Source organism: Niastella sp. sgz303648 (assembly GCF_059587045.1).
Genome location: NZ_JCAPSW010000011.1, coordinates 31717 through 57644, shown reverse-complemented (window position 1 = coordinate 57644; position 25928 = coordinate 31717). Strand labels below are relative to the sequence as shown.

General features: G+C 45.1%; 19 protein-coding genes. 15 read left to right on the top strand and 4 right to left on the bottom strand.

Translation table 11 applies throughout. From position 1 onward, the window contains the following. The first annotated feature begins 139 nt into the window (after positions 1-139). The 9 genes from AC59IL_RS27245 (at position 140) to AC59IL_RS27205 (ending at position 9849) form a co-directional block, all read left to right on the top strand. Positions 140-1624, top strand: coding sequence for a MiaB/RimO family radical SAM methylthiotransferase (locus AC59IL_RS27245; RefSeq protein ID WP_496555388.1), 1485 nt, complete (start codon positions 140-142; stop codon positions 1622-1624). Positions 1625-1836: 212 nt separating this feature from the next. Further along, positions 1837-3078 (top strand): sigma-54 interaction domain-containing protein, encoded by a 1242-nt coding sequence (locus AC59IL_RS27240; RefSeq protein WP_496555387.1) that lies wholly within the window; start codon positions 1837-1839, stop codon positions 3076-3078. Continuing rightward, on the top strand, positions 3062-3649 hold the full coding sequence (locus tag AC59IL_RS27235) for an LptE family protein (protein ID WP_496555386.1): 588 nt from the start codon (positions 3062-3064) through the stop codon (positions 3647-3649). The genes AC59IL_RS27240 and AC59IL_RS27235 overlap by 17 nt, the downstream gene beginning before the upstream one ends. A gap of 8 nt (positions 3650-3657) precedes the next feature. Then, positions 3658-5211: a DUF8458 domain-containing protein gene (locus AC59IL_RS27230; RefSeq protein WP_496555385.1), complete on the top strand. Its 1554-nt coding sequence runs from the start codon at positions 3658-3660 to the stop codon at positions 5209-5211. Between the two features lies 1 nt (position 5212). Further along, positions 5213-5539, top strand: a complete 327-nt coding sequence (gene secG, locus AC59IL_RS27225; protein ID WP_496555384.1) for a preprotein translocase subunit SecG — start codon at positions 5213-5215, stop codon at positions 5537-5539. 272 nt (positions 5540-5811) lie between these two features. Then, entirely contained in the window at positions 5812-6864 is a 1053-nt protein-coding gene (gene mltG, locus AC59IL_RS27220) for an endolytic transglycosylase MltG (protein WP_496555383.1), read from the top strand. Then, positions 6865-7845 (top strand): YihY/virulence factor BrkB family protein, encoded by a 981-nt coding sequence (locus tag AC59IL_RS27215; protein ID WP_496555382.1) that lies wholly within the window; start codon positions 6865-6867, stop codon positions 7843-7845. A 263-nt stretch (positions 7846-8108) separates the two neighbouring features. Then, positions 8109-8714 (top strand): thioredoxin family protein, encoded by a 606-nt coding sequence (locus AC59IL_RS27210; protein ID WP_496555381.1) that lies wholly within the window; start codon positions 8109-8111, stop codon positions 8712-8714. Between the two features lie 388 nt (positions 8715-9102). Then, positions 9103-9849: a DUF4142 domain-containing protein gene (locus tag AC59IL_RS27205; RefSeq protein ID WP_496555380.1), complete on the top strand. Its 747-nt coding sequence runs from the start codon at positions 9103-9105 to the stop codon at positions 9847-9849. A 251-nt stretch (positions 9850-10100) separates the two neighbouring features. On the opposite strand, the gene AC59IL_RS27200 is transcribed toward AC59IL_RS27205, so the two are convergent. Next, the gene (locus AC59IL_RS27200) at positions 10101-10592 is read right to left on the bottom strand and encodes a TlpA disulfide reductase family protein (protein ID WP_496555379.1); all 492 of its coding nucleotides are present in this window, start codon (positions 10590-10592) and stop codon (positions 10101-10103) included. Positions 10593-10678: 86 nt separating this feature from the next. Beyond that, positions 10679-11275 (bottom strand): TrmH family RNA methyltransferase, encoded by a 597-nt coding sequence (locus tag AC59IL_RS27195; protein WP_496555378.1) that lies wholly within the window; start codon positions 11273-11275, stop codon positions 10679-10681. A 252-nt stretch (positions 11276-11527) separates the two neighbouring features. On the opposite strand from AC59IL_RS27195, the gene AC59IL_RS27190 reads away from it, so the two are divergent. Further along, positions 11528-14623, top strand: a complete 3096-nt coding sequence (locus AC59IL_RS27190) for a hypothetical protein (protein ID WP_496555377.1) — start codon at positions 11528-11530, stop codon at positions 14621-14623. 239 nt (positions 14624-14862) lie between these two features. Continuing rightward, on the top strand, positions 14863-17115 hold the full coding sequence (locus tag AC59IL_RS27185) for a sodium-translocating pyrophosphatase (RefSeq protein ID WP_496555376.1): 2253 nt from the start codon (positions 14863-14865) through the stop codon (positions 17113-17115). A gap of 295 nt (positions 17116-17410) precedes the next feature. Here AC59IL_RS27185 and AC59IL_RS27180 read toward each other — a convergent pair whose 3' ends face one another. Next, a complete protein-coding gene (locus AC59IL_RS27180; protein ID WP_496555375.1) occupies positions 17411-19183 on the bottom strand; it encodes a hypothetical protein in 1773 nt (590 codons plus the stop codon). A 299-nt stretch (positions 19184-19482) separates the two neighbouring features. On the opposite strand from AC59IL_RS27180, the gene AC59IL_RS27175 reads away from it, so the two are divergent. From AC59IL_RS27175 to AC59IL_RS27165, 3 genes are all read left to right on the top strand, one after another. Next, positions 19483-22668 (top strand): beta strand repeat-containing protein, encoded by a 3186-nt coding sequence (locus AC59IL_RS27175; RefSeq protein ID WP_496555374.1) that lies wholly within the window; start codon positions 19483-19485, stop codon positions 22666-22668. Between the two features lie 24 nt (positions 22669-22692). Further along, positions 22693-24030, top strand: coding sequence for a T9SS type A sorting domain-containing protein (locus AC59IL_RS27170; protein WP_496555373.1), 1338 nt, complete (start codon positions 22693-22695; stop codon positions 24028-24030). A 262-nt stretch (positions 24031-24292) separates the two neighbouring features. Beyond that, positions 24293-25165, top strand: coding sequence for a sterol desaturase family protein (locus tag AC59IL_RS27165; RefSeq protein ID WP_496555372.1), 873 nt, complete (start codon positions 24293-24295; stop codon positions 25163-25165). Between the two features lie 100 nt (positions 25166-25265). On the opposite strand, the gene AC59IL_RS27160 is transcribed toward AC59IL_RS27165, so the two are convergent. After that, complete coding sequence (locus tag AC59IL_RS27160) at positions 25266-25457, bottom strand: hypothetical protein (protein ID WP_496555371.1); 192 nt, start codon at positions 25455-25457, stop codon at positions 25266-25268. 84 nt (positions 25458-25541) lie between these two features. Between AC59IL_RS27160 and AC59IL_RS27155 the strand changes: the two genes are divergently transcribed. Then, positions 25542-25925 (top strand): BlaI/MecI/CopY family transcriptional regulator, encoded by a 384-nt coding sequence (locus AC59IL_RS27155; RefSeq protein WP_496555370.1) that lies wholly within the window; start codon positions 25542-25544, stop codon positions 25923-25925. The last annotated feature ends 3 nt before the right edge of the window (positions 25926-25928 follow it).

Sequence of the window (25928 nt, the reverse complement as noted above, 5' to 3'; positions counted from 1 at the left end):
ATGTTTATCCCGGCGCCTCCGTTTTCGGAGGTAAATTTGCCGCTTGCCGTTTCACTTTTGCCGTTTCTTCCTCTGTCAACCTGTCATTTTTACCCTTTTTTGGCTATCTTTGCCATCCTAAAAAAAATCTGAATTGTAGATGTTAGAGCCGACGACACATAAGATGCATGAGGAAAGCAAGCAGGGAGAGGCTTTTGCCCCTTTTGTAAATGACCCGAATGCGTATAATAAAAAGTTTTATATAGAAAGCTACGGCTGTCAGATGAATTTTTCCGACAGCGAAATCGTGGCATCCATTCTTAATGAAAATGGTTTTGGCGCTACCCGCAATTTTGAAGAAGCCGACCTGATCCTGATCAATACCTGCTCCATTCGCGAAAAGGCCGAACAAACGGTACGCAAACGCTTAAACGACCTGGGAACGGTTAAAAAAACCAATCCCGGCGCCCTTATCGGCGTTTTGGGCTGCATGGCCGAACGGTTAAAGGCCAAATTTCTTGAAGAAGAAAAGCTGGTTGATATTGTGGTGGGGCCTGATGCCTACCGCAGCTTGCCCGGATTGATCATTGAAGCCGAAACCGGCCAGAAAGCCGTAAATGTGCTGCTGAGCCGTGAAGAAACCTATGCCGATATAGCCCCCGTTCGCTTAGACAGCAATGGCGTTACCGCTTTTGTAAGCATTATGCGGGGTTGCAACAATATGTGCTCATTTTGCGTAGTGCCTTTCACCCGTGGCCGCGAACGCAGCCGCGATGCGCACTCTATCGTTAATGAATGTATCGACTTATTCAACAGAGGGTATAAAGAAGTTACGCTATTAGGGCAAAACGTAGACAGTTACTACTGGGTGTCAGAAAATTTAGAGGGTATAAAAATAAACGGAGTATCACCCACTTCCTCCCCCACCGGGGGAGGCCAGGAGGGGGCCGCCGCCGTTACCTTCGCCAACCTGCTCGAAATGGTTGCGCTCATCGATCCGTCGTTACGTGTTCGCTTCTCTACTTCCCATCCCAAAGACATCACCGACGATGTGCTTTACACCATGGCGAAGTACGAGAACATTTGCAAATACATACACCTGCCCGTTCAAAGCGGATCAACCCGCGTACTGCAGCTCATGAACCGTACCTATACCCGCGAATGGTACATGGCAAAAGTTGACCGCATTCGCGAAATAATGCCCGATTGCGGTATCAGCTCCGATATCATTGCCGGATTTTGTACCGAAACCGAAGAAGACCATCGCGATACGCTCAGCATCATGGAACATAGCCGGTACGACATGAGCTATATGTTTTTTTATAGCGAGCGCCCCGGTACACTGGCCGCCCGCCGCTATACCGATGATGTGCCTGAAGAAGTGAAGAAAAAAAGACTCGATGAAATTGTGAAGCTGCAAAACAGGCTGAGCCGCGAAAGCAATCAGCTCGATGTAGGCAAAACCTTTAAGGTGCTGATCGAAGGCGACAGTAAAAAAAGCGATAAAGACTGGATGGGAAGGAACAGCCAGAACAAAGTTGTTGTTTTTCCGAAAGAACAATATGCATTGAACAAAGGCAACTATGTAATGGTTAAAGTGTATGACTGTACCGGAGCTACATTATTGGGGAAAATTGAAGCATAAAATACATCGATACCGGTTACCGGTTCCCTGGTACCCGGAAACCGGTAACCGGAGACCATCTTACAACCCGGCAACCGGCCGCCCCATTACTTCATGGGTCTTATACAGATATAAATAACGGGCTATAGCCCTGATTAAAATAATCCGGATCACCTTTCAGGCGTTTGTATCAGCTATGACCGCAGAAGGTATCTGAAAAAATTAGTAGTAAAGTGGATATTCAAAGTATTAAAAACAGGTTCGGCATTATCGGTAATTCGCCTGCGTTGAATTATGCCCTTCAGGTAGGTGCACAGGTAGCCAATACCGATCTAACGGTGCTGATCACCGGAGAAAGCGGGGTGGGTAAAGAAGCGTTTTCAATGATCATTCATGCTTTATCGGCCCGCAAACACAATCCTTTTATTGCCGTTAACTGTGGCGCTATTCCCGAAGGTACTATCGACTCGGAATTGTTTGGTCACGAAAAAGGGTCTTTTACAGGTGCAGTAGATGCCCGTAAAGGTTATTTTGAAACGGTAAACGGAGGAACCATCTTTCTTGATGAAATTGGCGAAATGCCGATCGGCACCCAGGCCCGTTTACTGCGTGTGCTCGAAACCGGCGAATTTATTCGCGTGGGTTCTTCCAAAGTGCAAAAAACCGATGTGCGCGTAATTGCCGCCACCAATAAAGACCTCCTCACCTTCACACAAAACGGAAAGTTCAGGGAAGATTTGTATTACCGCCTGAGTACGGTGCCCATCCGCGTTCCGGCATTGCGCGACCGCCCTGAAGATATTCCCCTGCTGTTCAGAAGATTTAGTGTTGATTTTGCAGAGCGGTATAAAACCACACCGGTTCAGCTCGATGATGAGGCAAAAGATGTGTTAATTAATTATCCCTGGCCCGGTAATGTGCGCGAATTGAAGAATATTGCAGAGCAAATTTCAGTACTGGCCACCGATAAACTGATTTCGGCCCGGGAGCTTGGGCGCTTTTTGCCCCAGCGCGCCGATCTCAACCGGCTTCCCGTACTGGCAAGCGGTAATCCTGTAGCCAACGGGCACGAGTTTGCCAATGAACGCGAAATATTGTACAAGCTCTTTTTTGATATGAAGAAAGATGTGACCGAGCTGAAAAAGATGTTTGTTGATATATTGCAGACCCCCGGTACCAACGTACAGAATCAGGCATTACTGAATGAACTGAAGAATAAAGAATTATTGCCGGCGGCCTATATGCAGCCTGTTGTAGCTGGTCCGCCGCAGCCGGTTATGCTCCATCACGACAACGACGATATTCACCACCACGAGGAAGTTGATGAGTCGCTGAACATCATGGACAAAGAAAAAGAGTTGATTGTTAAAGCACTAAAAAAACATAAAGGCAAACGTAAGGATGCAGCCCTTGATCTGGGCATCAGTGAAAGGACCCTTTACAGAAAACTTAAAGAGTATGATATTAAGGAGTAAAAAATACCAGTTACCAGTTACCAGTTACCAGTTGCCAGTTACCGGAAACCGGAAACCGGTAACCGGTAACCTTGCAAGGTTCATTGCCTGGTGCTTATTGCCTATTGCCCTTTTCTTCAGCGGCTGCTATTCATTCAAGGATGTAAGCACTATTCCTAAAGAAGTAAAAACCTTCAGGGTAAATTATATCGAAAACAGGGCGCGGTATATCAATCCGCAGTTAAGCCCGCAGTTAACAGATAAATTACGGCAGAAAATTACCGGGCAAACAAGGTTAAACGGTGTGCAAACCGATGACGCGCATTACGATATCAGCGGACAAATTACCGGTTACAATGTAACCACCTCGGCAATTTCGGACCAGAAAGCGGCAGCTCAGCGGCTTGCTGTAACAGTTCATATAAATTTTAAAAACACATTAGACCCTTCGAAGAATTTTGAAGCCGATGTTTCCCGTAACTTCGATTTCTCGGCCAATCTGACCTTAACAGCGGCAGAAGCCCAGTTAACCGATAACATCGTTAAGCAAATGGTGGATGAAATTTTCAATCGTATTTTTTCAAACTGGTAAACTGTTCCATGCAATATCACCACATTCAAACACTGGTAAAACACCTTTTTGATAAGGATTCTTTTGAGCAGGTTTCTGTACAGGAACTGAAACAGTTTACTGATGACTATCCGTTTGCTGCCGTAGGCCAGTTTTTATACGCAAAAAAATTAAAAGACGCCGGCTCTTATAATCACTATGAACAAAGTGAACAGGCCTCTTTATATTTTCATAACGCATTATGGCTTCGCTGGTTATTAAATCAGAAAGAAGAAGTGATACCCGTTGCTGCCCGTGCCGAAGAAGCCGCCCAGCAGCCCGGTTTTCGTATTGTGGTACAAATGCCCAAAACTGCTTCGGAGCCTCAACCGACTGAAAGAAGAAAAGAGCCGGTATTCAATGATGCCGACGATTATAATACCAATGAACCTGTAACGGAACAGGCCGCCGCTACCCCACCTGTTGAATCAGCAACAGAAATAGCAGCGGCGCCTGAAACAAACGGTGTTCATAAAGAAGAGATACCCGTTCAGGAAGAAATACCGGCTGTTGCAGAAAAAGCGATAGAGGAGGTACAACCAGCCGTTTCAGCAACAGCTGCCGTGGCTGAAAACACAACTGCAGCAGCAGAAGAAACCAATACGGTTTCAGCAGTCACCGAAGAAAATACAGTAGCTGCCACTGAAGGAACCGAAGTAGCTTCGGCCGTTGCCATTGCCGAAATCAGTCAGCTGGCTGAAGAAAGTAAGACAGAGGCTGCAGTAAACGCGGTTAGCATTACCGAAGAAGCGTTAACCCCGGTTGCCGCCCCGGCCGAAGCCGTGGTAGCGGAAGGTAATGCTGTTGCCGCCCAAACAACAACCGAACCAACCGCCATTGCCGAACAAACGGTCGCTGAAAATATTGTGCAGGTTGAACCCGTTAACCAGGTTACCGAACAGGCAACCCTGGCTATCGAACAGGCTCCGGTGATTGAAGAATCCGTTCAAACCGCTCCTCCGGCACAAGAAACTACTCAAACCGTTCAACCGGTTGAAGCTGCATCTGCTGTTACCGAAGTCACAGCACAGCCTGAGCAGGCGCCTGTGGCAGAACCCGTAGCGCAGGTTGAACAGCCTGTTAGCGAAACGCCCTCCGCAACGGAAGAAAAACAACCACAGCCTGTTGTTTTCACTCAGGCCAGTCAGGAGGTAAAATCCGCTGTTGATTTGGGCGAACCGATATTTGAATCGTACCATACCATCGATTATTTTGCTTCGCAGGGCATCAAACTGACGCAGGATGATTTTAAAGACCAGCTGGGTAAGCAGTTAAAAAGCTTTACCGACTGGTTGCGCAGTATGAAACGCATCGGGCCTATCGAAACCAATACATCGTTAGATGAAGTAACCAATCAATCGATACAACGTATAGCCGAACATTCGGTCGAAGAAAAAGAAGTATTGACCGAGGCGATGGCCGAAGTATGGGCCAAGCAGGGCCATACCCAAAAGGCCATTAGGATATACGAGAAATTAAGTTTGCTTAATCCCGCCAAAAGCCCTTATTTTGCGGGCAGAATTGAACAATTAAAAGCATTGTGACATGATTATCCTGTTCCTGGCACTTATTATCATTGCTTCTGTGGCCATTGGTTTATTTATACTGATTCAAAACCCTAAAGGTGGTGGCCTGGCAGGAAGCATTGCCGGTTTCAATACCCAGTTTATGGGCGTTAAACAAACTACCGATGTACTGGAAAAAGGTACCTGGGTTATGGCCATTGCCATTGCGCTGCTGTGTTTGTTTTCGGCATTTTTCATTCCCAAAGAAACAACCGGCAAAAGAGAAGTAAATGCCAAACCGCAGCAAACTGCTCCGGCTCCTGCAGGTGGCAATCCTTTGCAGCCAGTCCCCGCTCCAAAACGCTAACAAATAATTTAAATTAAAATAGCTCAACCCTGTCTTCTTTACGGCAGGGTTTTTTATTTATTTTGCTTCGTGCCCCCCGGGGACGGAAGTCTGAAGTCGGAGGCCGGAAGTCTGGTAGGAATGAAGTGATTGCAATCAGGGAGGAAAGATAAAATCGCGGCAGCAACAACAAACAACAAACTACAAACCCGAAACTGCCTGCTGGGGCATAGTTCTTGCACAATAACAACCTGCAATGCAGCAACAGATGATAATTTTTTAATCTATAACCTATGTTCAGAAAACTGGTAATAAGCGTACTGATTATAGCGGTGATGGCGGCCACTTACGCCGGCTGGCAGTTTTTTACTGAAAATACTGCTTTTAAAGAAAAGTCAAAATACCTGTACATACGTACCGGCCATGCCAACTGGCCCGAGGTTATTCAAACCTTTCGCGACAGCAACCTGGTAAACAATCCCGCAGCACTCGAATTTCTGGGCAGCAGGATCGGGGTACCGGAAAAAATCAAAGCCGGGAGGTACGAGCTGAAAAAAGGAATGAGTCTTATGGCTATCGCTCGCCTGTTGCGCAACAATACCCAGGCGCCCGTAAAGCTCATCATTACCAAACTGCGCACCAAAGAAAACCTGGCCGGCTTTCTGGGCCGTAAAATGGAAATTGATTCAGCTACAGTAATAGCTTATTTGTCGAATATCGATTCGCTGCAGCCTTATGGTTTCGATACCAATACCGTAATGGCTATGATTTATCCCAATACCTATATGTATAACTGGAACGCGCCCCTGAATAGCATATTCGATAAATTTTACGCTGAATATAAAAAAGTGTGGACCGAAGAGCGACGTCAGCGGGCACGTGAGCACGGACTTACCCCCGTTACAGCCTATACGCTCGCTTCAATTGTTGAAGAAGAAACCAATGCCCTCGACGAAAAAGATACCATCGCCAGTGTATACCTGAACCGGTTGAACAAAGGCATGAAACTGCAGGCCGATCCAACCGTAAAATTTGCCATGCGCGATTTTGGCCTGAAACGCATTTACCTGAAATATCTTACCGTTGAGTCGCCTTATAACACGTATATGAACACCGGTCTGCCGCCCGGCCCCATTTGTACCCCTTCGCTGCAAACCATTGATGCAGTTTTACAATCACCACAAACAAATTATCTTTATTTTGTAGCGAAAAGTGATTTTTCAGGACACCATGTGTTTAGCGAAACATACGAGCAGCACCTCATAAATGCCGCAGCATTTCAAAAAGCACAGGATGTTGAACAACAGAAAAGAATGGAGGCACACGGCGATACTCAAAAACCCTAAATGAACGTTGAACGTATTATATCAAACTCACCCCCTGTTCGCTTTTTATCCCAAAAAAGTAAAAAGATCATTTTGCCCGGATTTGATGGTGTGCCCCTTTACGATGTGATTATTTTTTTTAAAGAGCAGGTTCGCCGGGTTGGCTTAACCGAAAGGGCTTCGGCTATTTCGTACAACTTCATTATGTCGATCCCCCCTTCCTGTTTGTTTTTATTTACATTAATACCACAGTTGCCCTTTATCCGGTCAAGATCGGTACAACGGCAATTGCACGATATTATCAGGGATATAATACCGGCCAGCACCTACAATAAGGGCATTATAAGTTTTATAGATAGTTTTTTCATTCGCGATCATATAGCGCTGTTGTCGTTCGGTTTTTTACTGCTGATATTTTTTGCATCGAATGGCATGATGGGCCTGATGCGCTCGTTCAATAAAAATTATATAGGGTTCGAAAAACGAACGGGACTCGATACCCGCCTGGTGGCCATAAAGCTTACGGTCATTATAATGGGGCTAATCCTCGCCTGTTTGCTTTTACTGATCGCTCAGGGGGCCGTGTTAAAATGGCTCGGTATTAAAAGCGCCTTTGTACTTGAGTTCATCGGCATCATCAGGTGGTTGTTCATCATCAGCCTGATATTTTATGCCATTGCATTCATTTATAAGTATGCGCCGGCTATACAAAAACGATGGAAACTGGTTTCGCCGGGAGCCATTTTAGCCACCTCATTAAGCATATTAACCACTCTGGGCTTTTCGCTATTTGTAAACAACTTCGGAAAATACAATGCGCTGTACGGCTCAATAGGCACCATCATTGTATTGATGATTATTATATATATCAACTCGTTAGTGCTGCTTATCGGTTATGAGCTCAATGTAAGCATCCACTCGCTCAAAGCCATGGCCCTCGAACGCGAAAAACAGGTGCACAGCAACACCAGCGATGATTTAATTTTTCATGATCGCGTTTGAGGTGGTGAATGTCAATCGTAAAACGTAAAACGGAAAGGAACTCTGTTCTTTTTAACCTGTAAACTTTGTCAACCTGTTAACTTATCAACTTGTCAACCCGTTAACTTGCCGACTTCCTGCCCCCGTCACTCGCCATTCACATTAATTTTTTTTGCAATTTTTTAATAAAATTTTAAAACCGGTTAACAAGAAACCTGTAGGTAAAACCATCATTTTTTAGTAAACTTTGTAAAGCAATCAGCCATTAAAATTGTCAATGTAATATGAAAAAAGCTATCATTACCCTGTTGGTATTGCCGGCAATATTGTTGCTGGCCTTTACAGTAAGTGATCCGCTTCCGTTAGGATCTGCTATTCCGAAAGCAGATAATAAGTTAAAAGATATTTCCGGCAAAGAGGTTTCATTAAAAAGTGCCTTGAAAGAAAATGGTTTGCTGGTAATGTTTAGTTGCAATACGTGCCCTGTAGTAATCAATAATCAGGCCCGTACTAAGGAAATATGTCAGTTTGCTAACACAAAAAACATTGGTGTGGTTTTGTTAAATTCTAATGAAGCTAACCGGAAAAATTCAGAATCATTGACAGCCATGCAGGAATATGGAAAAGAGCAGGGTTATAGTTGGATTTACGCCGAAGACAAAAATAATGAACTGGCTGATGCATTTGGCGCCACCCGCACACCCGAATGCTACCTGTTCGATAAAAACGGTAAATTAGTGTACCATGGCGCTATTGATGATAATCCTTCTGATGCGGCCAGTGTTACCCGTAAGCATTTAAAAGAAGCGATAAATGAAGTGCTGGCAGGTAAAGAAGTATCGGTTAAACAATCCCGATCGGTTGGTTGTAGTATTAAGAGAATTTCATAACACCAATAAGTCCCGTTTTTAAAATCTGTACAATCCCGCCACCGGCGGGATTTTTTATTGCCCCCTATTCCTTGTTTCTGGTTTATGCCCGCCCGGATGACCCGGTCGGACGGGGTTTGAGGTTTGTGGTTGCTGCCGCGCTTTGGAAAAATCATTATTACCTCTCCGCACCTTAAAATTTTAACGGGATCAAATTCGCACAGTATGATTCATCGAAAGAACCACAAACTTCAAACCTCAAAACCACAAACAAATTTGCCTGTTGAAATAAATCCCCACCCCACTCACAGGTGCATTTATATATCCTTAACAGCATGCGATTTAGTGCTGCCCGTGCGGCAAGGCACAAAAATTTCTGCATTATTATCAACGATTTATAAAACCGACCATGCCGAAGACCGGCGCTAACCTGGTAATCGGAACTTTTCTTTTATCGCTGACCGGCCGTCTGAAATCAGCCGGCAAAAAAGAGTTCTTTAAAAACACAAAATTATTTCAGATGAAAACAACAATCTTTTCTTCGTTTGCATTGGGAGCATTGGTTTCATTGTTTGCATGTCAGGGTCCATCAGGCGAAAAAACCGCCACTGATTCTACCGGAGCTATAAGGAAAGGACCTGCTCCTGCTACAACTGAATCAGGTCGCGATATGTCGCGCGATACGGCCATGTCGGCAAAAGGTACGTTAGATGAACGCACTCGCTCATTTATGAATGATGCAGCTATGGGTGGTATGGCCGAAGTTGAATTGGGCAAACTGGCTCAGGAAAATGCGATGAGCCAGCGTGTAAAGAATTTTGGTGAAATGATGGTGCGTGATCATTCAGCTGCCAACGACGATTTAAAATCTATTGCCAGTAAAAAGAATGTAATGTTACCCGACAACCTCGGAAAACATCAGCATCATAAAGATGAACTAAGCAAAAAGAAAGGAGCTGATTTTGATAAAGCCTATATGAAAATGATGGTTGATGACCATAAAGAAGATATTGAGGCATTTGAAAAAACAGCCAACAATGCAACCGATCCCGATGTAAAAACTTTTGCATCGCAGAAATTGCCAACGCTCAGAAAGCACCTCGATTCGGCCAAAGCCATTAATGAGAGCCTGAGCAAAATGAATAAAAAATATTAAAACAAAACAGTTAGCAGGTGGCAGTTAGCAGTAGTTCCTTAAGGAACTGTTAACTGCTACCTTGCTTAATACCAATTTTTATCCGATGTTAGCTTTTGTATATTTCACTCTGTTAACGATCCTGTTTTGGTATATATCTGTTGTCATTACAAAGAATATACCGCCGGAAGAACGGTGATCAATTGGCAACGGGCAATCGACAATAAGCAACTATTAGCAAGATTGCAGTTCTATTACTTATTGCTTATTGCCTATTTTTTCAACCCCGTTAACCTTCCTACCTCCAGTTCAATCTGTCTGTCGGTCATAGGACGCCCGAAAAATTTACGGTATCCCATTTTGCTGTTAACCAGTAAAGTTGAGGGAAGAGTGCCATCCCATTTGGCATCTACCTTCGGACAAAAATAATCGGCATTGGTTTCATTTAACCACAGGAAAGTAGCATCGAAGTTTTTCTTCTTTATAAGATCCAGTATTTTGTTGGGATAGGATGATGCAAAGTCAAGACTCACCAGTATCAGTTCAACTTTTTGTTCGCTGTACCGTTTTACGGTTGCCATAAAATCGGGTATCTCTGCCACACAGGGCGCGCACCAGGTAGCCCAGAAATTGATCACTACCGGATGATCGCTGTTTTTAATATATTCTTCCACATCGGTGATCTTCACCTTTTTTATGCTCTGCTGGCAAAAAGCCACAGAGGTAAGAAGCATGAAGAAAGAAGTAAGAATAATAATTTTCATGTTACAATTTATTTAATATCGAATGTAAAATGTTGAATGTCGAAGTAAAAGCACTTCTACATTCATAATTCGTTATTCAATATTCATTATTCATTTGCTTCCTGCTCAAATCCCCAATGCTGCAACAGCTCATTCAGCTGTTGTTGTGGCAACCGGCAGGTATCATAATGACCGGCCAGTTGTTTTTGCCGCTGTGCTTCGTATAACGTAACCGCACAGGCAACTGAAATGTTCAGCGAGCGAATGATGCCTACCTGCGGAATAATAAAATTACCATCGGCCATGGCACGTATTTCATCGCTCACCCCCGAATGCTCGTTGCCAAATATCAACGCAATGCGGCCTGTAAAATCAATATCGTACAAATTAACGGCATCACTACTAAGATGGGTCGTTAAAATCCTGTCATATTTTGAACGCAGCGCTTTAAAGCATTCCTGCGCATCGGTAAACTGGTGCACGGTAAGCCATTTGGCGGCGCTGCTGCTGCTTTTGGCGCCCCACTTTTTGTGTCTTGGTATTTTGTTGTTCAGCACAAATACTTCCTGAATGCCTACAGCATCACAGGTGCGCATAACAGCCGAAATATTATGCGGGTCAAATACATTTTCCAATACCACCGTTAAATCGGGCTGCCGTTTGTTTAGCACCGACAGCAGGCGGGTACGTCTTTCAGGAGTCATAGTATATTTTGTTACATGTTACAAGTTACAGGTTTCAGGTTACAGGGTTTCGGGGGCGCAGGTTATCGGTTGCCGGTTACCGGGTTCCGGATTCCGGGTTCCAGTTACCGGGTGCCGGGAAACAGGGAACCGGTAACCGGTAACAAAAATATTCCCTGTAACTTGCAACCTGCAACTTGTAACCTGCTTCTTGTACCATGTTGCTTTTTAAATTATCTTCACATCCGATAAATGCAAGTAAACCAATTACCTATGGTTAAAAAAATCGCAAAAATAACTGGTATTTCCCTCGCTGTGTTGATTGTTATTCTGTTTGTGGCCCCATTTATTTTCAAAGGAAAAATAATGGCCATTGCCAAAGAACAGATCAATAAAAACATAAATGCGAATGTAGATTTTAAAGATCTCAGCCTTTCTTTTTTCCGCCATTTTCCAAGAGTATCGCTCGCCCTTGAAGAATTACAGGTTGTTGGCACCAACGAGTTCGCCAAAGACACGCTGATCAGCGCCAAAGAAATTGACGTGGCCGTGAACCTGTTCAGCGTAATCGGCGGCAAGAATATGAAAATTTATTCGGTTAATATCGATGAACCACGTATTCATGCCATTGTAAATAAAGATGGAAAAGCCAACTGGGATATTGCCAAACCCGATACCGCAACAGCTACCACTGCCGATACCGCAGCCTCACCGTTTCAGATGAACCTGCAGCACTATGCCATTAAAAATGCATACATCAGCTACGATGATGCCGGCAGTGGCATGAGCACCGAACTGGTTAATTTAACCCATGAGGGCAGCGGAGATTTTACTTCAGACCTGTTTACCCTGCAAACCGAAACCAAAGCCGACCAGGTAACCTTTATCTATGGCGGCATACCCTATCTCGCTAAAACCAAAACAGCGATTGATCTGGATATTCAGGTCGATAATAAAAACAGTAAATATTCTTTTAAAACCGATGAAATAGCGCTGAACGATCTGAAGCTGGCCACAGAAGGCTTTTTTCAGCTGGTGAACGACAGCACCTACAATATGGATATCAGCTTTAAGGCGCCCTCAACCGACTTTAAAAGCATTTTGTCGTTAATACCTTCAGTGTATCAGCAGGACTTTGCAAAGATCAAAACAAGCGGCAAAGCCCTATTCAACGGTTTTGTAAAAGGCACCTACAGCCCTACACAAATTCCGGCCTATAATTTCAACCTCGATGTGCAGGATGGATTTTTCCAGTACCCCGATCTGCCCCAACCGGTTAAAAATATTAATGTTCAGGTTAAAGTAAATAACCCCGATGGTGTTACCGACCACACGGTATTGGATATTCCCAAAGGACATATTGAATTTGGCAACGATCCGTTCGATTTTCGGGTATTGCTGCAAAAACCCATGACCGACCGCTATATTGATGCGGCCGCCAAAGGTAAGCTCGATCTGGCCGGGGTTACCCAATTCGTAAAGCTGGAGCCCGGTACCAAACTGGCAGGAACAGTAAATGCCGATATTCAGGCAAAAGGCAACCTGAGTGTAGTACAGCAGCAAAAACCCGGTGAGTTCAGCGCCAAAGGTTTTGTTGATATCAATAAGTTGTACTATGCGTCAAAAGCTTTTCCGCAGCCCGTTCAAAACACCAGTGCAAAAATCAATATCGAAAGTCCCGATGGCATAACCGATCACATTGTGGTACAGGTGCCTGCTGCCCACGTTGAAGTAGGACAGGATGCAGCCGATTTAACTTTGTTGCTGAAAACACTGGCTTCGGACCCTAATTTCGATGGAACAGCCAAAGGTTCTTTTAATCTCGGCAATGTAAGTCAGTTTTATGCTTTTGAACCGGGTACGGCGCTGGCCGGTGTGGTGAAAGCAGACGTTTCTTTCAAAGGCAAAAAATCGTTTATTGATAAAAGTCAGTACGATGCCGTGCAAACAGCCGGTACCGTACAGGCTTCCAACGTAAGTTATAAATCGAAAGATTACCCCGACGGCGTAACGGTTAAAAACACCCAACTCACTTTTAACCCTAAGAACGTAACCGTGAACGATGTAACCGGCAATTACATGGGCACCAATTTCAACGCCAACGGTACCTTCGATAACCTCATCGGGTATGCGTTAAAAGATGAAGCGCTGACCGGTACCTTAAATGTTTCGGCCGATAAGGTAGACCTGAACAAGCTGATGGGCACCCCGGCCACCGGTACAACCGGTTCAGGCACCACGCCCGCAGCAAAAGATACAGTTGCAGCATCAACCACCAGCGGACCATTTGCGGTTCCCAAAAACATCAATTTAACGCTGAATGCCAAAGCCGGCCAGGTTAAATACGATAAAGTAGATTATAATAATATTTCCGGTACCCTGCAGCTGAAAGATGAAACGGTTACCATGAAAGATGTGAAGATGCAGGCACTCGATGGCAACATTGCGCTTGGTGGCTCCTACTCTACCAAAGTTTCAAAAAAGAAACCCGATGTATCGCTTACTTATGATGTACAGAACCTGGATGTGCAAAAAACATTCATGGCTTACAACACCGTACAAAAGCTGATGCCGATCGGACAATTTATTGCCGGAAAGTTAACTTCCAAATTAACGCTCAACGGCAAACTGGGCGAAACCATGATGCCCGACCTCAGCACGCTTACCGGTGAAGGATCGCTGCTGATTTTAGAAGGCCTGCTTAAAAAATTTGCCCCGCTCGATAAACTGGCTTCTACGCTCAACATAAACAGTTTGAAAGAAGTGTCGCTGAAAGATGTAAAAAGCTATTTTGAGTTTGCCAACGGTAAAGTGTTTGTAAAACCTTTCAATGTTAAACTGGGTGATATTAATATGGAAATCGGCGGCAAGCATGGGCTCGATCAGTCGATCGATTATGCCATTAACATGAAAGTACCGCGCGAAAAACTGGGCTCTGCCGCCAATTCGCTGGTGAATAATCTGGCCAGCCAGGCCAACAGCAAAGGCATACCGGTGAAAGTAAGCGACGTGATCAGCCTGAAAGTAAATATGGGGGGCACTATCACCAACCCTACCATCAAAACCGATATGGCTGGCGCCGGCAACAGTCTGGCCGACGATATGAAAGACCAGGCGAAAGAACTGGCCGCCGCTAAAAAAGCCGCTGCCGACAGTGCCATTGCAGCCGCCAAAAGCGCCGCAAAAGACACACTAAAATCAGTAAAGAACCAGGCAGTTCAGGCAGCCAAAGACCAGATCACCAAACAGATCTTTGGACAAAAAGATACAACAGCCGCCGGCAATGCCAATCCGCAGGACGCCAAAAAGAATGCGGTTGAATCGGTGAAAGGATTGCTGAATGGCTTTAAGAAGAAGAAATCAGAATAAAAAGTTATAAGTTTTAAGTAATATAAAATCCCTGACCGGCAACACGGCCAGGGATTTTTTTAATCCTATTATGCCCCACTTAAAAATCACACCTGCTCACCACACTCACCCCCCTAATTAAGAACTTAAAACCTGCAACTTAAAACTTACAACTCCCGCCCAAACCCACAACAGTTTTAATTCTGCCCGTTTTCCCCTATTTTTGCCCTCCTTAAAAATTCGCGAAAAGGAATCACACTATGGACAATCTGTTCTATCTCGTCCCCATCATGGGTGTCATTGGCTTGCTGTATACCTTCATCAAATTTAAATGGGTTGCTAAGCAGGATGCGGGTACCGACCGCATGAAAGAGATCAGTACGTATATTGCACAGGGCGCTATGGCCTTTTTACGTGCCGAGTGGAAAATTCTCGGATACTTCGTTGTAATTGTAGCCCTGTTACTGGGCGTAATGGCCAGCGCCAATCCCCATTCACACTGGGCTATTGCAGTGGCTTTCGTTTTTGGCGCCGTGTTCAGCGCCACAGCCGGTTATATCGGAATGCGTGTGGCCACCAAAGCCAATGTACGCACAGCCCATGCAGCCCGTACCAGTTTAAGCAAAGCCCTGGCGGTTTCTTTCACCGGTGGCTCTGTAATGGGTTTGGGCGTAGCAGGTTTGGCTGTAATTGGATTAAGCGGCTTGTTCATCATACTCAAAACCATATTTGCTCCTGATGCGGCTGTAAACTCCGAAGAAATGGTGCGCACCATTGAAGTGCTTACCGGTTTTTCACTGGGTGCTGAATCAATTGCCCTGTTTGCCCGTGTAGGCGGCGGAATTTATACCAAAGCTGCCGACGTAGGCGCCGACCTCGTAGGTAAAGTTGAAGCTGGTATTCCTGAAGATGATCCGCGTAACCCGGCTACCATTGCCGATAACGTGGGCGATAACGTAGGCGACGTAGCTGGTATGGGAGCCGACCTGTTCGGTTCATATGTAGCCACAGTATTAGCTACGATGGTATTAGGACAGGAAGCCGTAGTGCAGGACCGTTTTGGCGGTTTATCATTGATATTATTACCTATGCTGATTGCCGGCGCAGGTATTTTGTTTTCTATAATAGGAACCTTTTTTGTACGCATCAGCGAATCGGCCGGTGTTAACACCAATACCGTTCAAAGAGCGCTGAACATGGGTAACTGGGGTTCAATTATTCTTACTGCCATCGCTTCTGCCGGTTTGGTATTCTGGATTTTGCCCGAAGGCGATTTTCACCTCTTGCGCGACACTGTAGGCGGTTCACTGATCGAAGGCGCCAAAACCTTCACCCGTGAAGGTATTCTGGGAGCCATTGTGGTGGGCCTGGTAGTAGGAACCTTAATGAGTATCATTACCGAATATTATACAGCTATGGGTAAACGCCCGGTGCTTAGCATCGTGCGTCAATCCGGTACCGGCCATGCTACCAACGTAATCGGCGGTTTGGCTGTAGGTATGGAATCAACTTTATTACCAATTCTGGTGCTTGCCGGTGGTATCTGGGGCTCCTACCAATGCGCCGGTTTATACGGTGTTGGTATTGCCGCTGCCGGTATGATGGCTACAACTGCTATGCAGCTGGCTATCGACGCATTTGGTCCTATCGCCGATAACGCCGGTGGTATTGCCGAAATGAGCGAATTACCCAAAGAAGTACGTGAAAAAACCGACGTGCTCGATGCAGTAGGTAACACAACAGCCGCTACCGGTAAAGGATTTGCCATTGCTTCGGCAGCCTTAACCGCCCTGGCCCTGTTTGCCGCATTTGTAGGCGTTGCAAAGATCCCCGGTATCAACATCTATAAAGCCGATGTACTGGCCGCTTTATTTGTAGGTGGTATGATCCCCTTCATCTTCTCTTCGCTCGCTATTCGCGCTGTAGGACAGGCTGCGATGGCAATGGTTGAAGAAGTGCGTCGTCAGTTCCGTACTATTCCCGGCATTATGGAAGGAAAAGGCAAACCCGAGTATGATAAATGCGTAGCCATTTCTACCGATGCTTCTATTAAAAAAATGATGCTACCCGGCGCTATTGCCATTGTTGCTCCCCTGATCATTGGTTTTGTTTTAGGGCCCGAAGCATTGGGTGGCTTTTTGGCCGGCGCTACAGTAAGCGGCGTGTTAATGGGTATGTTCCAGAACAATGCCGGTGGTGCATGGGATAACGCCAAGAAATCGTTCGAAAAAGGCGTTGAGATCAACGGTGAGATTTACTATAAAAAGAGCGAACCGCATAAAGCATCTGTAACCGGTGATACCGTAGGTGATCCGTTTAAAGATACTTCAGGTCCTTCTATGAATATTCTTATCAAACTGATGTCGATTGTATCGCTGGTGATCGCTCCTACCCTGGCGCAGATCTATAGTAACGGTGATACCCATACTGTTCGCGCCAAAAAAGATAAGACAATCAGTAATCATAACCGTGATATAACAAATACTTACGTAATAGAAAAAAAAGTCAACTGATTTTTCTAAAAAATTATTAGATAATTCGAACAACGACATTATCTTTGTTAGTAACAACTTAAGGCACTATATCATACCAAATACCAACGTCCCCATGTTTCTACATCGGGGACCCTTTTTTTTATATACCCCCATCCCCTAAAGGGGGAGTGCACCTTAAGAAGTTCCTTCTACATGTTTTCTCTTATCAACATTTCACATTCCTGATTCTTACTTCTTATATCCTACTTCTTACTTCCTGCTGCCATTGTATTCCCATTTTCAAATTTTCAAATTTGCTCATTTTTAAATTTTATTACTGCATCATCGCAAACCACGGCGCTTTCACAAACGACCCCGTAAACCGAACACGAAGGTTACTGTATACTGTAAGCGAAATATTGTTCACGTCATACACCGTTCGCGGAAACCAGGTGAAGCGGGCTTCTATGGTGCCAAAGATCAGGTTCTCATTGCGGGTCCTCATGCCGCCGCCCAAAGCAGGAAAGATATCTCCGTTTAATAAACCCGTATGAGCGGGTGTCATCATGGTGGCTTTTGCAAAAGCAAAAAAACCGATCTTAAACCCCAGTATCTGTAAGCGTGTATACATGTTCGTTTCAGTGCCCATTGATACCCGTTGTACCCCCCGAAGGCTATCGGTACTAAACTGTTCCAACCCATACTCATTATTTATGTACAGGGGTTCGTATACATGCAGTTTATAAATTCCCGAATAACTGATATTGACAAACTGCCTTAGTTTGAGTGTACTATTCATGGTATATAAACGGCTGAACCAGCTTACATTTAAAAAAGCGGTGTTATCCTGCAATTGGCTTTTGTACAAATTGGTGCCCAGGGCTACGGTATAATTCCAATAATTTTGCTTTTTATCAACCAGCAGGTGATCAAACTCCCATCCTGCATACACCCGCGGCAAACTGTCTGTACGCACGGGGCCGATGGTGACCCTGCGCGTCATGCCAACGGGTATATCTTCGGTTCTTCCAAAACCATAAATATAATTAGTGCGGTAAAAATTTATTTTGTACCAGGTGAATTGACCCAGCGCGTAACGCTTATCAACATACCGCGGATCAAAACTATTCAGCTTAGGCTTTTGAGTAAAATGCTGATCAAAATAACGTACCGATACAAACAGCCGGCGGCGGCTGTCTTCGTTATCGGCTTGCTGTTTAAAAACGCCAATGTTGTAACCAATCCAGGCATCGCCTAACTGGTACTTATAGTTGCTGAACTCCGAAACAGGCTTTTCAAATACATTGGTACTACGGTTCCGGCTCAGCTCAAGCCCGCCGGCAATACGGGCATTCGGGGTATACAAAGGGCGATCGAGTTTCAGGTAATAAGCGGTTTCATTTTCACGGCCCAGCGAGGCGCCCTGGTTAATGGTGGTGTAGGCCGCGCTTACATTTACAAAAGAACCGGCAATACTGGTTTTGCGATATAATATTTCTGACCCGAACGGTGGTCGTCGTGTACGATCATACAACAGGGTATACTGCAGCTTTTGCGCCATTCCCAGTAAATTGGCATCATAAATCGAGGCTTTAAAGTCGTTGACACCCGAGGCATTTACTTCGGCACCCCAGCTAAATACATCGCGTAACCGAACAGTAAGGTCAACCGAATCGGCGCTGCCCGGCACAGGCCGCACCACAATACGGGCGTCTTTAATAAAATTCTGATCGCGCAGGAACCGTTCATTATCTGCCAGCAGGTAAGGATCGAGCAACTGTCCTTTTTTTACAAACAGCAATTCCCGAATTATATAATCTTTGGTATTGGTTTGAAGTTTATCGGCAAATCTGCTAATGGTGCTAATAAAATCTGTAGCGGTGTCTGTTACATTTTCGCCGAATGATAAGTTGCGAATGTAAACGTTCCGTATCACCATACCGGCATAGGGTCGGTAGTTTTCCTCACTTTTTTGAAAGAATACCGAATCGTGCGTTAGGCTTTCTACTTTAAAAAAACTGCGATATACGTCTTTTGCCAGGGCGCCTACCGACAGTTTCTTCTTCGTACTGTCTTGCCCATGTACAATAGCATTGATTCCCAACAAACAACAAATACAAATTATATGGCGAATTTCCGGGCGCATCATCCAACAATTTAACCATCGAACAATCAATACAATGTAATTATAAAACAATCGACACTAATGATAATTAACATTTTATGCCAGCTATATGCCGGTTAATTCCAACTGTGGTACACAATTTATTTATGACACAATAAATAAAATACCTATATAAAAACAACATATTATAAACCAAACCGTTAAACATATCATTTTTTTTACCGGAAAAACAGCAAGGCTGCTTTTCGCCCCTTTCAACCCAAAAAACCCAACCAGGCTCTATGAGAACCAAAATCGGCTCATTGCTCTTTTGCATTTTCACAGGTTGTATAGCACAGGCACAGGTTGCCATTAATACCACAGGCGCCAATCCCGACAATTCGGCCATGTTAGACATTTCGAGCACCATCAAAGGCTTACTGGTGCCCCGCATGACCACCGCAGAACGTACGGCGATTGCCTCCCCTGCCACCGGTTTACTGGTATACGACAATACGTTATCGCTTTTTTATTATTACGACGGCGCCAGTTGGACACCTCTTTCCACACCAGGCTCCGGCTGGTCGATCACAGGCAATAGTGGTACCACTTCGGGCACTCATTTTATAGGAACTACCGATAACCAGGGCCTTGATTTTCGCACCAATAATATATTGCGCGCCCGCATACGAACTACCGGGCAAATAGAAGTATTTAATACTGGCCAATCTTTGTTTCTGGGAGAAGGTGCCGGCATCAACGACGACCTGAACAACCGGGCGAATGTAGGCATCGGTTATTATACATTGAATGTTAACACAACTGGCGTCGCCAATACAGCTATAGGCTATCAGGCCCTGCAACTTGATAATACAGGCTATAACAATACGGCAGTAGGTTATCAGGCGTTGCAGAACACCACTACCGGCGCCGATAACTCCGCATGCGGTTATGCAGCGTTACGGGCAAATACGACCGGTATCTGGAACTCGGCCCTTGGATTATCGGCATTGCTCAACAATACTACCGGTAACCACAATACAGCTGTAGGCGGACGGGCATTGAGAAACAACACTACAGGCAGTAATAACGTATCTGTTGGCTCACAGGCCCTGTTTAATGGCACAGCCAGCAATAACGTAGCAATAGGTTACCAGGCAATGGTGAACAATTCGAACAGTGCTAATAACGTAGCCGTGGGCTTCCAGGCTTTGAACAATATTTCTACCGGTACCAACAATGTGGCGGTTGGCCTTTCGGCCCTGACTTCAATTACCACCGGCTCAGGCAATACAGCGATAGGTTACGGAGCCGATGTTGCGTCCAATAACCTTTCCAATGCTACAGCCATCGGGTATTATGCCAATGTGGGCCAAAGCAACAGCATGGTGCTGGGCGGCACAGGTGCAAATGCCATTAATGTGGGTATAGGCACTACAACCCCAAACACATCTGCCCTTCTTGACCTCACCAGCACAACACAAGGTATTCTGGTACCGCGTATGACAACAGCCCAACGCACAGCGATCACTTCGCCGGCAACCGGCCTGATGGTGTATGATATTGATCTGTCGGCCTTTTATTACTACAACAGCGCTGCGTGGACAGCCATTGCCTCGGGCAGTGTGGGTTGGACATTGGGCGGCAACAGCGGTACCGTGGCAGGAACCAATTTTATAGGCACTACCGATAACCAGTCTCTTGATATAAGAACGAATAATACGTTGCACACCCGTATACGAACTACCGGACAAATAGAAGTGTTCAATACAGGGGGGTCAACTTACCTCGGTCAGGGTACCGGCGCTAATGACGACCTGAACAACCATGCCAATACCGGTATTGGCTACGCTACTCTTACGAGCAACACCGCTGATTACAATACGGCCGTAGGTTATGGGGCATTGTACAGCAATACTACCGGGGCATGGAATTCAGTTTTTGGAACGCTTGCATTGCAGTATAACACAACGGGCACCTACAATACGGCTTTTGGCGCACAAGCCATGCGCGACAACACTACAGGCGAGCGTAATACTGCCATAGGCTGGAACTCGCTCATAAATAATAGTACCGGTGGTTACAATGTAGCGGTAGGTCAGGAAACATTGAACAGTAATACCACCGGAATCGGTAATACATCAATTGGCTATTCGGCCAATGTTACCAGCGGTAATCTTACCAATGCTACGGCCATTGGATATTATGCGAATGTGTCGCAAAGCAATAGCATGATTTTGGGAGGAACCGGAGCCAATGCAGTTAGCGTTGGTATTGGAAATACGGCACCCGACGCCACTGCCCTGCTCGACATGACCAGCACGTCAAAAGGCATATTGATACCCCGCATGACAACAGCGCAACGTACAGCTATAACATCACCGGCAACCGGCCTGATGGTTTATGACACCAATCTGTCGCTCTTTTATTACTACAACAGCACTGCATGGACGGCATTATCTTCAGGCAGTTCAGGTTGGTCATTGAGTGGCAACAGCGGCACTGTTTCGGGTACTGATTTTATTGGCACTACCGATAATCAGCATTTTGATGTAAGAACCAATAACACCATACATACCCGCATACGTACAACGGGGCAGATAGAAGAATTGAATACAGGCTTTTCTACGTACCTGGGTGAAGGTGCCGGTACCAATGACGATCTCAACAACCGTCGCAATGTAGCCATTGGCTATTATGCATTGAATACGAATGCGAATGCAGGCACTAATACCGCTGTAGGGTATGCAGCGCTGCAATATAATACGGCCGGGAACAATACAGGTATGGGGTATCTGGCATTGCAAAACAATACTACCGGTTCATGGAATGCTGCCATTGGCGCAAATGCATTGCAGAATAATACCACCGGTACCTACAATACGGCTTTGGGTGCAAGAGCATTGAAAGCAAATAGTACAGGCGAACGTAACGTTGCTATTGGCTGGAGCGCCCTGATAAACAATTCTACAGGTACTTATAATGTTGCTATAGGCCAGGAAACGTTGAACAGTAATACCACCGGTAACGGCAATACCGCCATAGGCTATTGGGCCAATGTTGCTACGGGCAATTTGACTAATGCTACTGCCATTGGATATAGTTCATCAGTATCGCAAAGCAATAGCATGGTACTGGGCGGAACAGGTGCCAATGCAGTAAGCGTTGGTATTGGAACCACTGCGCCTGCCTCTACCCTCGATGTTGTGGGATCAGTAGGTATGCAGGTAAAAAGCAGCCAGGTGGCCGGCACCAATGATCCCGATAACACAGCCAGCATCTGGATCTATAATTCGGGTGCGGGAACGATCAATTTGCCTTCGGCCTCTTCCTGCACCAACAGAATGTACGTGATCGTAAACAAAACAGGAGCTACTGTAAACATAACATCCTATAATGATTTAACAGATACACCGCAAACCACATTAACAACAGCTACTTCCATAACAATTGTTTCAGATGGTACCAACTGGCAGCAGATACGGTAATCCATCACTTAAAAAACAAGTAGTATGACAAAAAAATTTTTGTTACTGGTTTGCGTTAGTGCAGGCTTTTATAATCTGAAGGCTCAAATGGTACTATCTTCCGGAAATAATTTTGTACAAACCGGAGGTTATGTGGTATTGCAGGACGCCAGCCTTGTAAACAACGGCACCTTTAACCCATCGGCAGGAACCGTGCGGTTCAGCGGCACCGGTAACAACAGTATCAGCGGAACCACTGCCCCTTCCTTTCAGATATTGGAGATCAATAAAAGCATCGGAAGTCAGCTAACGCTTCAGAATAATATTTCAGTAAATAACAACATCAATTTTTTATCGGGCCTCATTGAGCTGAACACCAAAAATATTGTTTTAAACGGTTCGGCATACCTGAACAATGAAAGTGAAACCAGCCGCATTACGGGTATTACCGGTGGTTATGTACAGTCCACAGCCACATTGAATGCACCAGCATCCGAAAATCCCGGTAACCTGGGCATTATTATCACCAGTGCACAAAACCCGGGTGTTACGGTGATCAGGCGCGGACATGTGTCGCAACAAAACTCGTTAAGCACCGGCAGCAGCATTTACCGGTATTATGATATTTTACCGGCCACCCCACCCTCTTCGCTGACTTTACGATTGAATTATTTTGATGCAGAACTGAATGGCCTGAACGAAAGCAACCTCGCCATCTGGAAAAGCAACGATACCCTGCACTGGAGCCTTCAGGGCTATACCAGCCGCGATGCATCGGCCAATTATGTTGAATACAATAGCATCAGCAGTTTCACCCAGCGATGGACACTCAGCACCATAGATAACGTGCTGCCACTTACGCTGCTTTCTTTTGGAGTAAAATGTCAGACTAATTCCGTTAACCTGAAATGGACAACGGCCACCGGTATCAACAGTTCGGTGTTTGAAGTGCAGCGAAGCACCGATGGCATACAATGGCAATCCATCGCAACGATACCGGCCGGAACGGGCAATGAGTATAGCTATACCGACCTGATGGGCAAATCAGCATCATTATATCGTTTGAAGCTATCCGGTACCGACAATCACGTTACCTATAGCAGTATAAAATCCTCCGGTTGCGCATTGACCAGCAGCAATACGATCATTTATCCGGTTCCTGCAACCAGTTATCTGGTGTTACAACTGAACAATATGCCGGATAAAGAGCTGTTGCTTACGTTATATGCCAACAACGGACAAGTGATGATGACGAAAAACATCCGTATTACGGGAAATGTCGACACCTATACGTTATCGCTATCAGGTTTGCCGGCAGGTGTTTATCATGTTTCTGTACAATCACCCACCTACAAAAAGACACTTTCGTTCACAAAAGAATAAATACCCTGGTATTAAAAAAAACGATCCGCCGGCCGGTGGATCGTTTTTTTTATGGCATTATAAGCTTGCAGGCGCAGACCGGTTTTCCGGTTGAAGAAAAAATCTTAATTTGTAGCTAAGAGGTTATAAGAGTAAAAAGAGATAAAAGAGAACCCTTTTATCGAAATTCCAGTGTTGTAGAAAGCAGCCGGCAACTTAAAATAATCAAGAGCTCTTTTTTCTCCTTTTTCTCTTTCAAGCTCTTAGCATAAAACGCTTGCCTATGGCCCCTGAGATCCTATACTTTGCCATACCCGGTTTTGTGGTATTGCTGCTGCTCGAAGCATGGTTTTCATGGAAGGAGCATAAGCATTTTTATGAGGCGAAAGATACCTTCAGCAGTCTGGCCATGGGCATTGGCAATGTAATTTCGGGCCTGCTGTCAAAAATAGTTGTACTGGCCGCTTTTACGCTCGTATACAAATACCGCCTTTTTACCCTTCCCTTTACCTGGTGGATGTGGGTGCTTGCTTTTTTCGCCGACGACTTTTCGTATTACTGGTTCCATTATGTGTCGCACAATATGCGCTGGTTCTGGGCTTCGCATGTGGTGCATCATTCTTCGCAACGATATAATTTGTCGACCGCCCTTCGCCAAACCTGGACGGGCAACCTTACCGGCAGTTTTATTTTCTGGATGTGGATGCCGCTGGTTGGCTTTCATCCCATTGTAGTAATGCTGATGCAGCAGATCAGTCTTATTTATCAATTCTGGATACATACCGAAGCCATCAATAAACTCCCCCGCCCCATCGAATATATTTTTAATACCCCTTCGCACCATCGCGTACACCATGGCAGCAATATCAAATACCTCGATAAAAATCACGGAGGCGTATTAATTATCTGGGACAGGTTGTTCAGAACTTTTCAACCCGAAGAAGAACGGCCGGTGTACGGACTTACCAAAAATATCAGCACCTATAATCCTGTTCATATTGCCTTTAAGGAATGGAAGGATATGTTTGCTCAGGCCCTGAAATCGCATTCGGTTCGAAATGGCATCAATTATATCATTCGCCCACCCGGCTGGAGCCACGACGGCACCAGTAAAACCACCATGGAAATGAGAAATGAGAAAGTAAAACCAGAATAAATATTGAATATCGAATGTTAAATACCGAATGATGAAGTGCTTTTACTTCGATATTCTTCGGTTCATTATTCAATATTCATTATTTCCCAGGCCAAGCAGTTCACTGCACCTTACCAAAAACCAGTTGCCGGTTGCCTGTTACCGGTCGCCAGTTACCATTGCCGGGCCGGGAAACAGGTAACAGGAAACAGGTAACCGCTAACCCGAACCCCTGAAACCTGCAACTTGTAACCTGCTCCACTGCACCCTGCTCCCCGCCTGTACAGTTATACTCCCATTCATCGACTTTCACATCCACGAAAAATTTCGTGTATTTATATTGTATTAACAAATCATTACGAAATTTGTCGTATTTTTAGACAAATGTTGTTCCAATATGGCCACAATAAAAACTATAAAACCCACAGAAAGCGAGCTGGAGATTTTGCAGATTTTATGGAAAAAGGGAAATGCCAGCGTGCGTGAAGTGCATGAAGAATTGCTTCAAACCAAAGAAGCAGGCTATACCACTACCCTGAAACTGATGCAGATCATGCACGAAAAAGGATTGGTGAAGCGCGACGATTCAATCAAAACCCATATTTACCAGGCAGCAGTTAGTAAGGAAAAAACACAAAAACATTTGCTGAATAAAATGATCGATAGCCTGTTTGGCGGTTCATCCGGTGAACTGGTTATGCAGGCACTTGGTAACCACAAAGCATCTGCCGAAGAATTGGAAGAGATTCAGAAGATGCTTGACAATTTGAAAAAACAATAAAGT

Excerpts from the sequence above, each read along its gene's own strand:
- AC59IL_RS27230 (WP_496555385.1), top strand. The coding sequence starts at position 3,658 with ATGCAATATCACCACATTCAAACACTGGTAAAACACCTTTTTGATAAG.
- mltG (WP_496555383.1), top strand. The coding sequence starts at position 5,812 with ATGTTCAGAAAACTGGTAATAAGCGTACTGATTATAGCGGTGATGGCG.
- secG (WP_496555384.1), top strand. The coding sequence starts at position 5,213 with ATGATTATCCTGTTCCTGGCACTTATTATCATTGCTTCTGTGGCCATT.
- AC59IL_RS27175 (WP_496555374.1), top strand. The coding sequence starts at position 19,483 with ATGAGAACCAAAATCGGCTCATTGCTCTTTTGCATTTTCACAGGTTGT.
- AC59IL_RS27210 (WP_496555381.1), top strand. The coding sequence starts at position 8,109 with ATGAAAAAAGCTATCATTACCCTGTTGGTATTGCCGGCAATATTGTTG.
- AC59IL_RS27200 (WP_496555379.1), bottom strand. The coding sequence starts at position 10,592 with ATGAAAATTATTATTCTTACTTCTTTCTTCATGCTTCTTACCTCTGTG.
- AC59IL_RS27215 (WP_496555382.1), top strand. The coding sequence starts at position 6,865 with ATGAACGTTGAACGTATTATATCAAACTCACCCCCTGTTCGCTTTTTA.
- AC59IL_RS27195 (WP_496555378.1), bottom strand. The coding sequence starts at position 11,275 with ATGACTCCTGAAAGACGTACCCGCCTGCTGTCGGTGCTAAACAAACGG.
- AC59IL_RS27170 (WP_496555373.1), top strand. The coding sequence starts at position 22,693 with ATGACAAAAAAATTTTTGTTACTGGTTTGCGTTAGTGCAGGCTTTTAT.
- AC59IL_RS27245 (WP_496555388.1), top strand. The coding sequence starts at position 140 with ATGTTAGAGCCGACGACACATAAGATGCATGAGGAAAGCAAGCAGGGA.
- AC59IL_RS27190 (WP_496555377.1), top strand. The coding sequence starts at position 11,528 with ATGGTTAAAAAAATCGCAAAAATAACTGGTATTTCCCTCGCTGTGTTG.
- AC59IL_RS27205 (WP_496555380.1), top strand. The coding sequence starts at position 9,103 with ATGCCGAAGACCGGCGCTAACCTGGTAATCGGAACTTTTCTTTTATCG.
- AC59IL_RS27155 (WP_496555370.1), top strand. The coding sequence starts at position 25,542 with ATGGCCACAATAAAAACTATAAAACCCACAGAAAGCGAGCTGGAGATT.
- AC59IL_RS27165 (WP_496555372.1), top strand. The coding sequence starts at position 24,293 with ATGGCCCCTGAGATCCTATACTTTGCCATACCCGGTTTTGTGGTATTG.
- AC59IL_RS27185 (WP_496555376.1), top strand. The coding sequence starts at position 14,863 with ATGGACAATCTGTTCTATCTCGTCCCCATCATGGGTGTCATTGGCTTG.
- AC59IL_RS27235 (WP_496555386.1), top strand. The coding sequence starts at position 3,062 with ATGATATTAAGGAGTAAAAAATACCAGTTACCAGTTACCAGTTACCAG.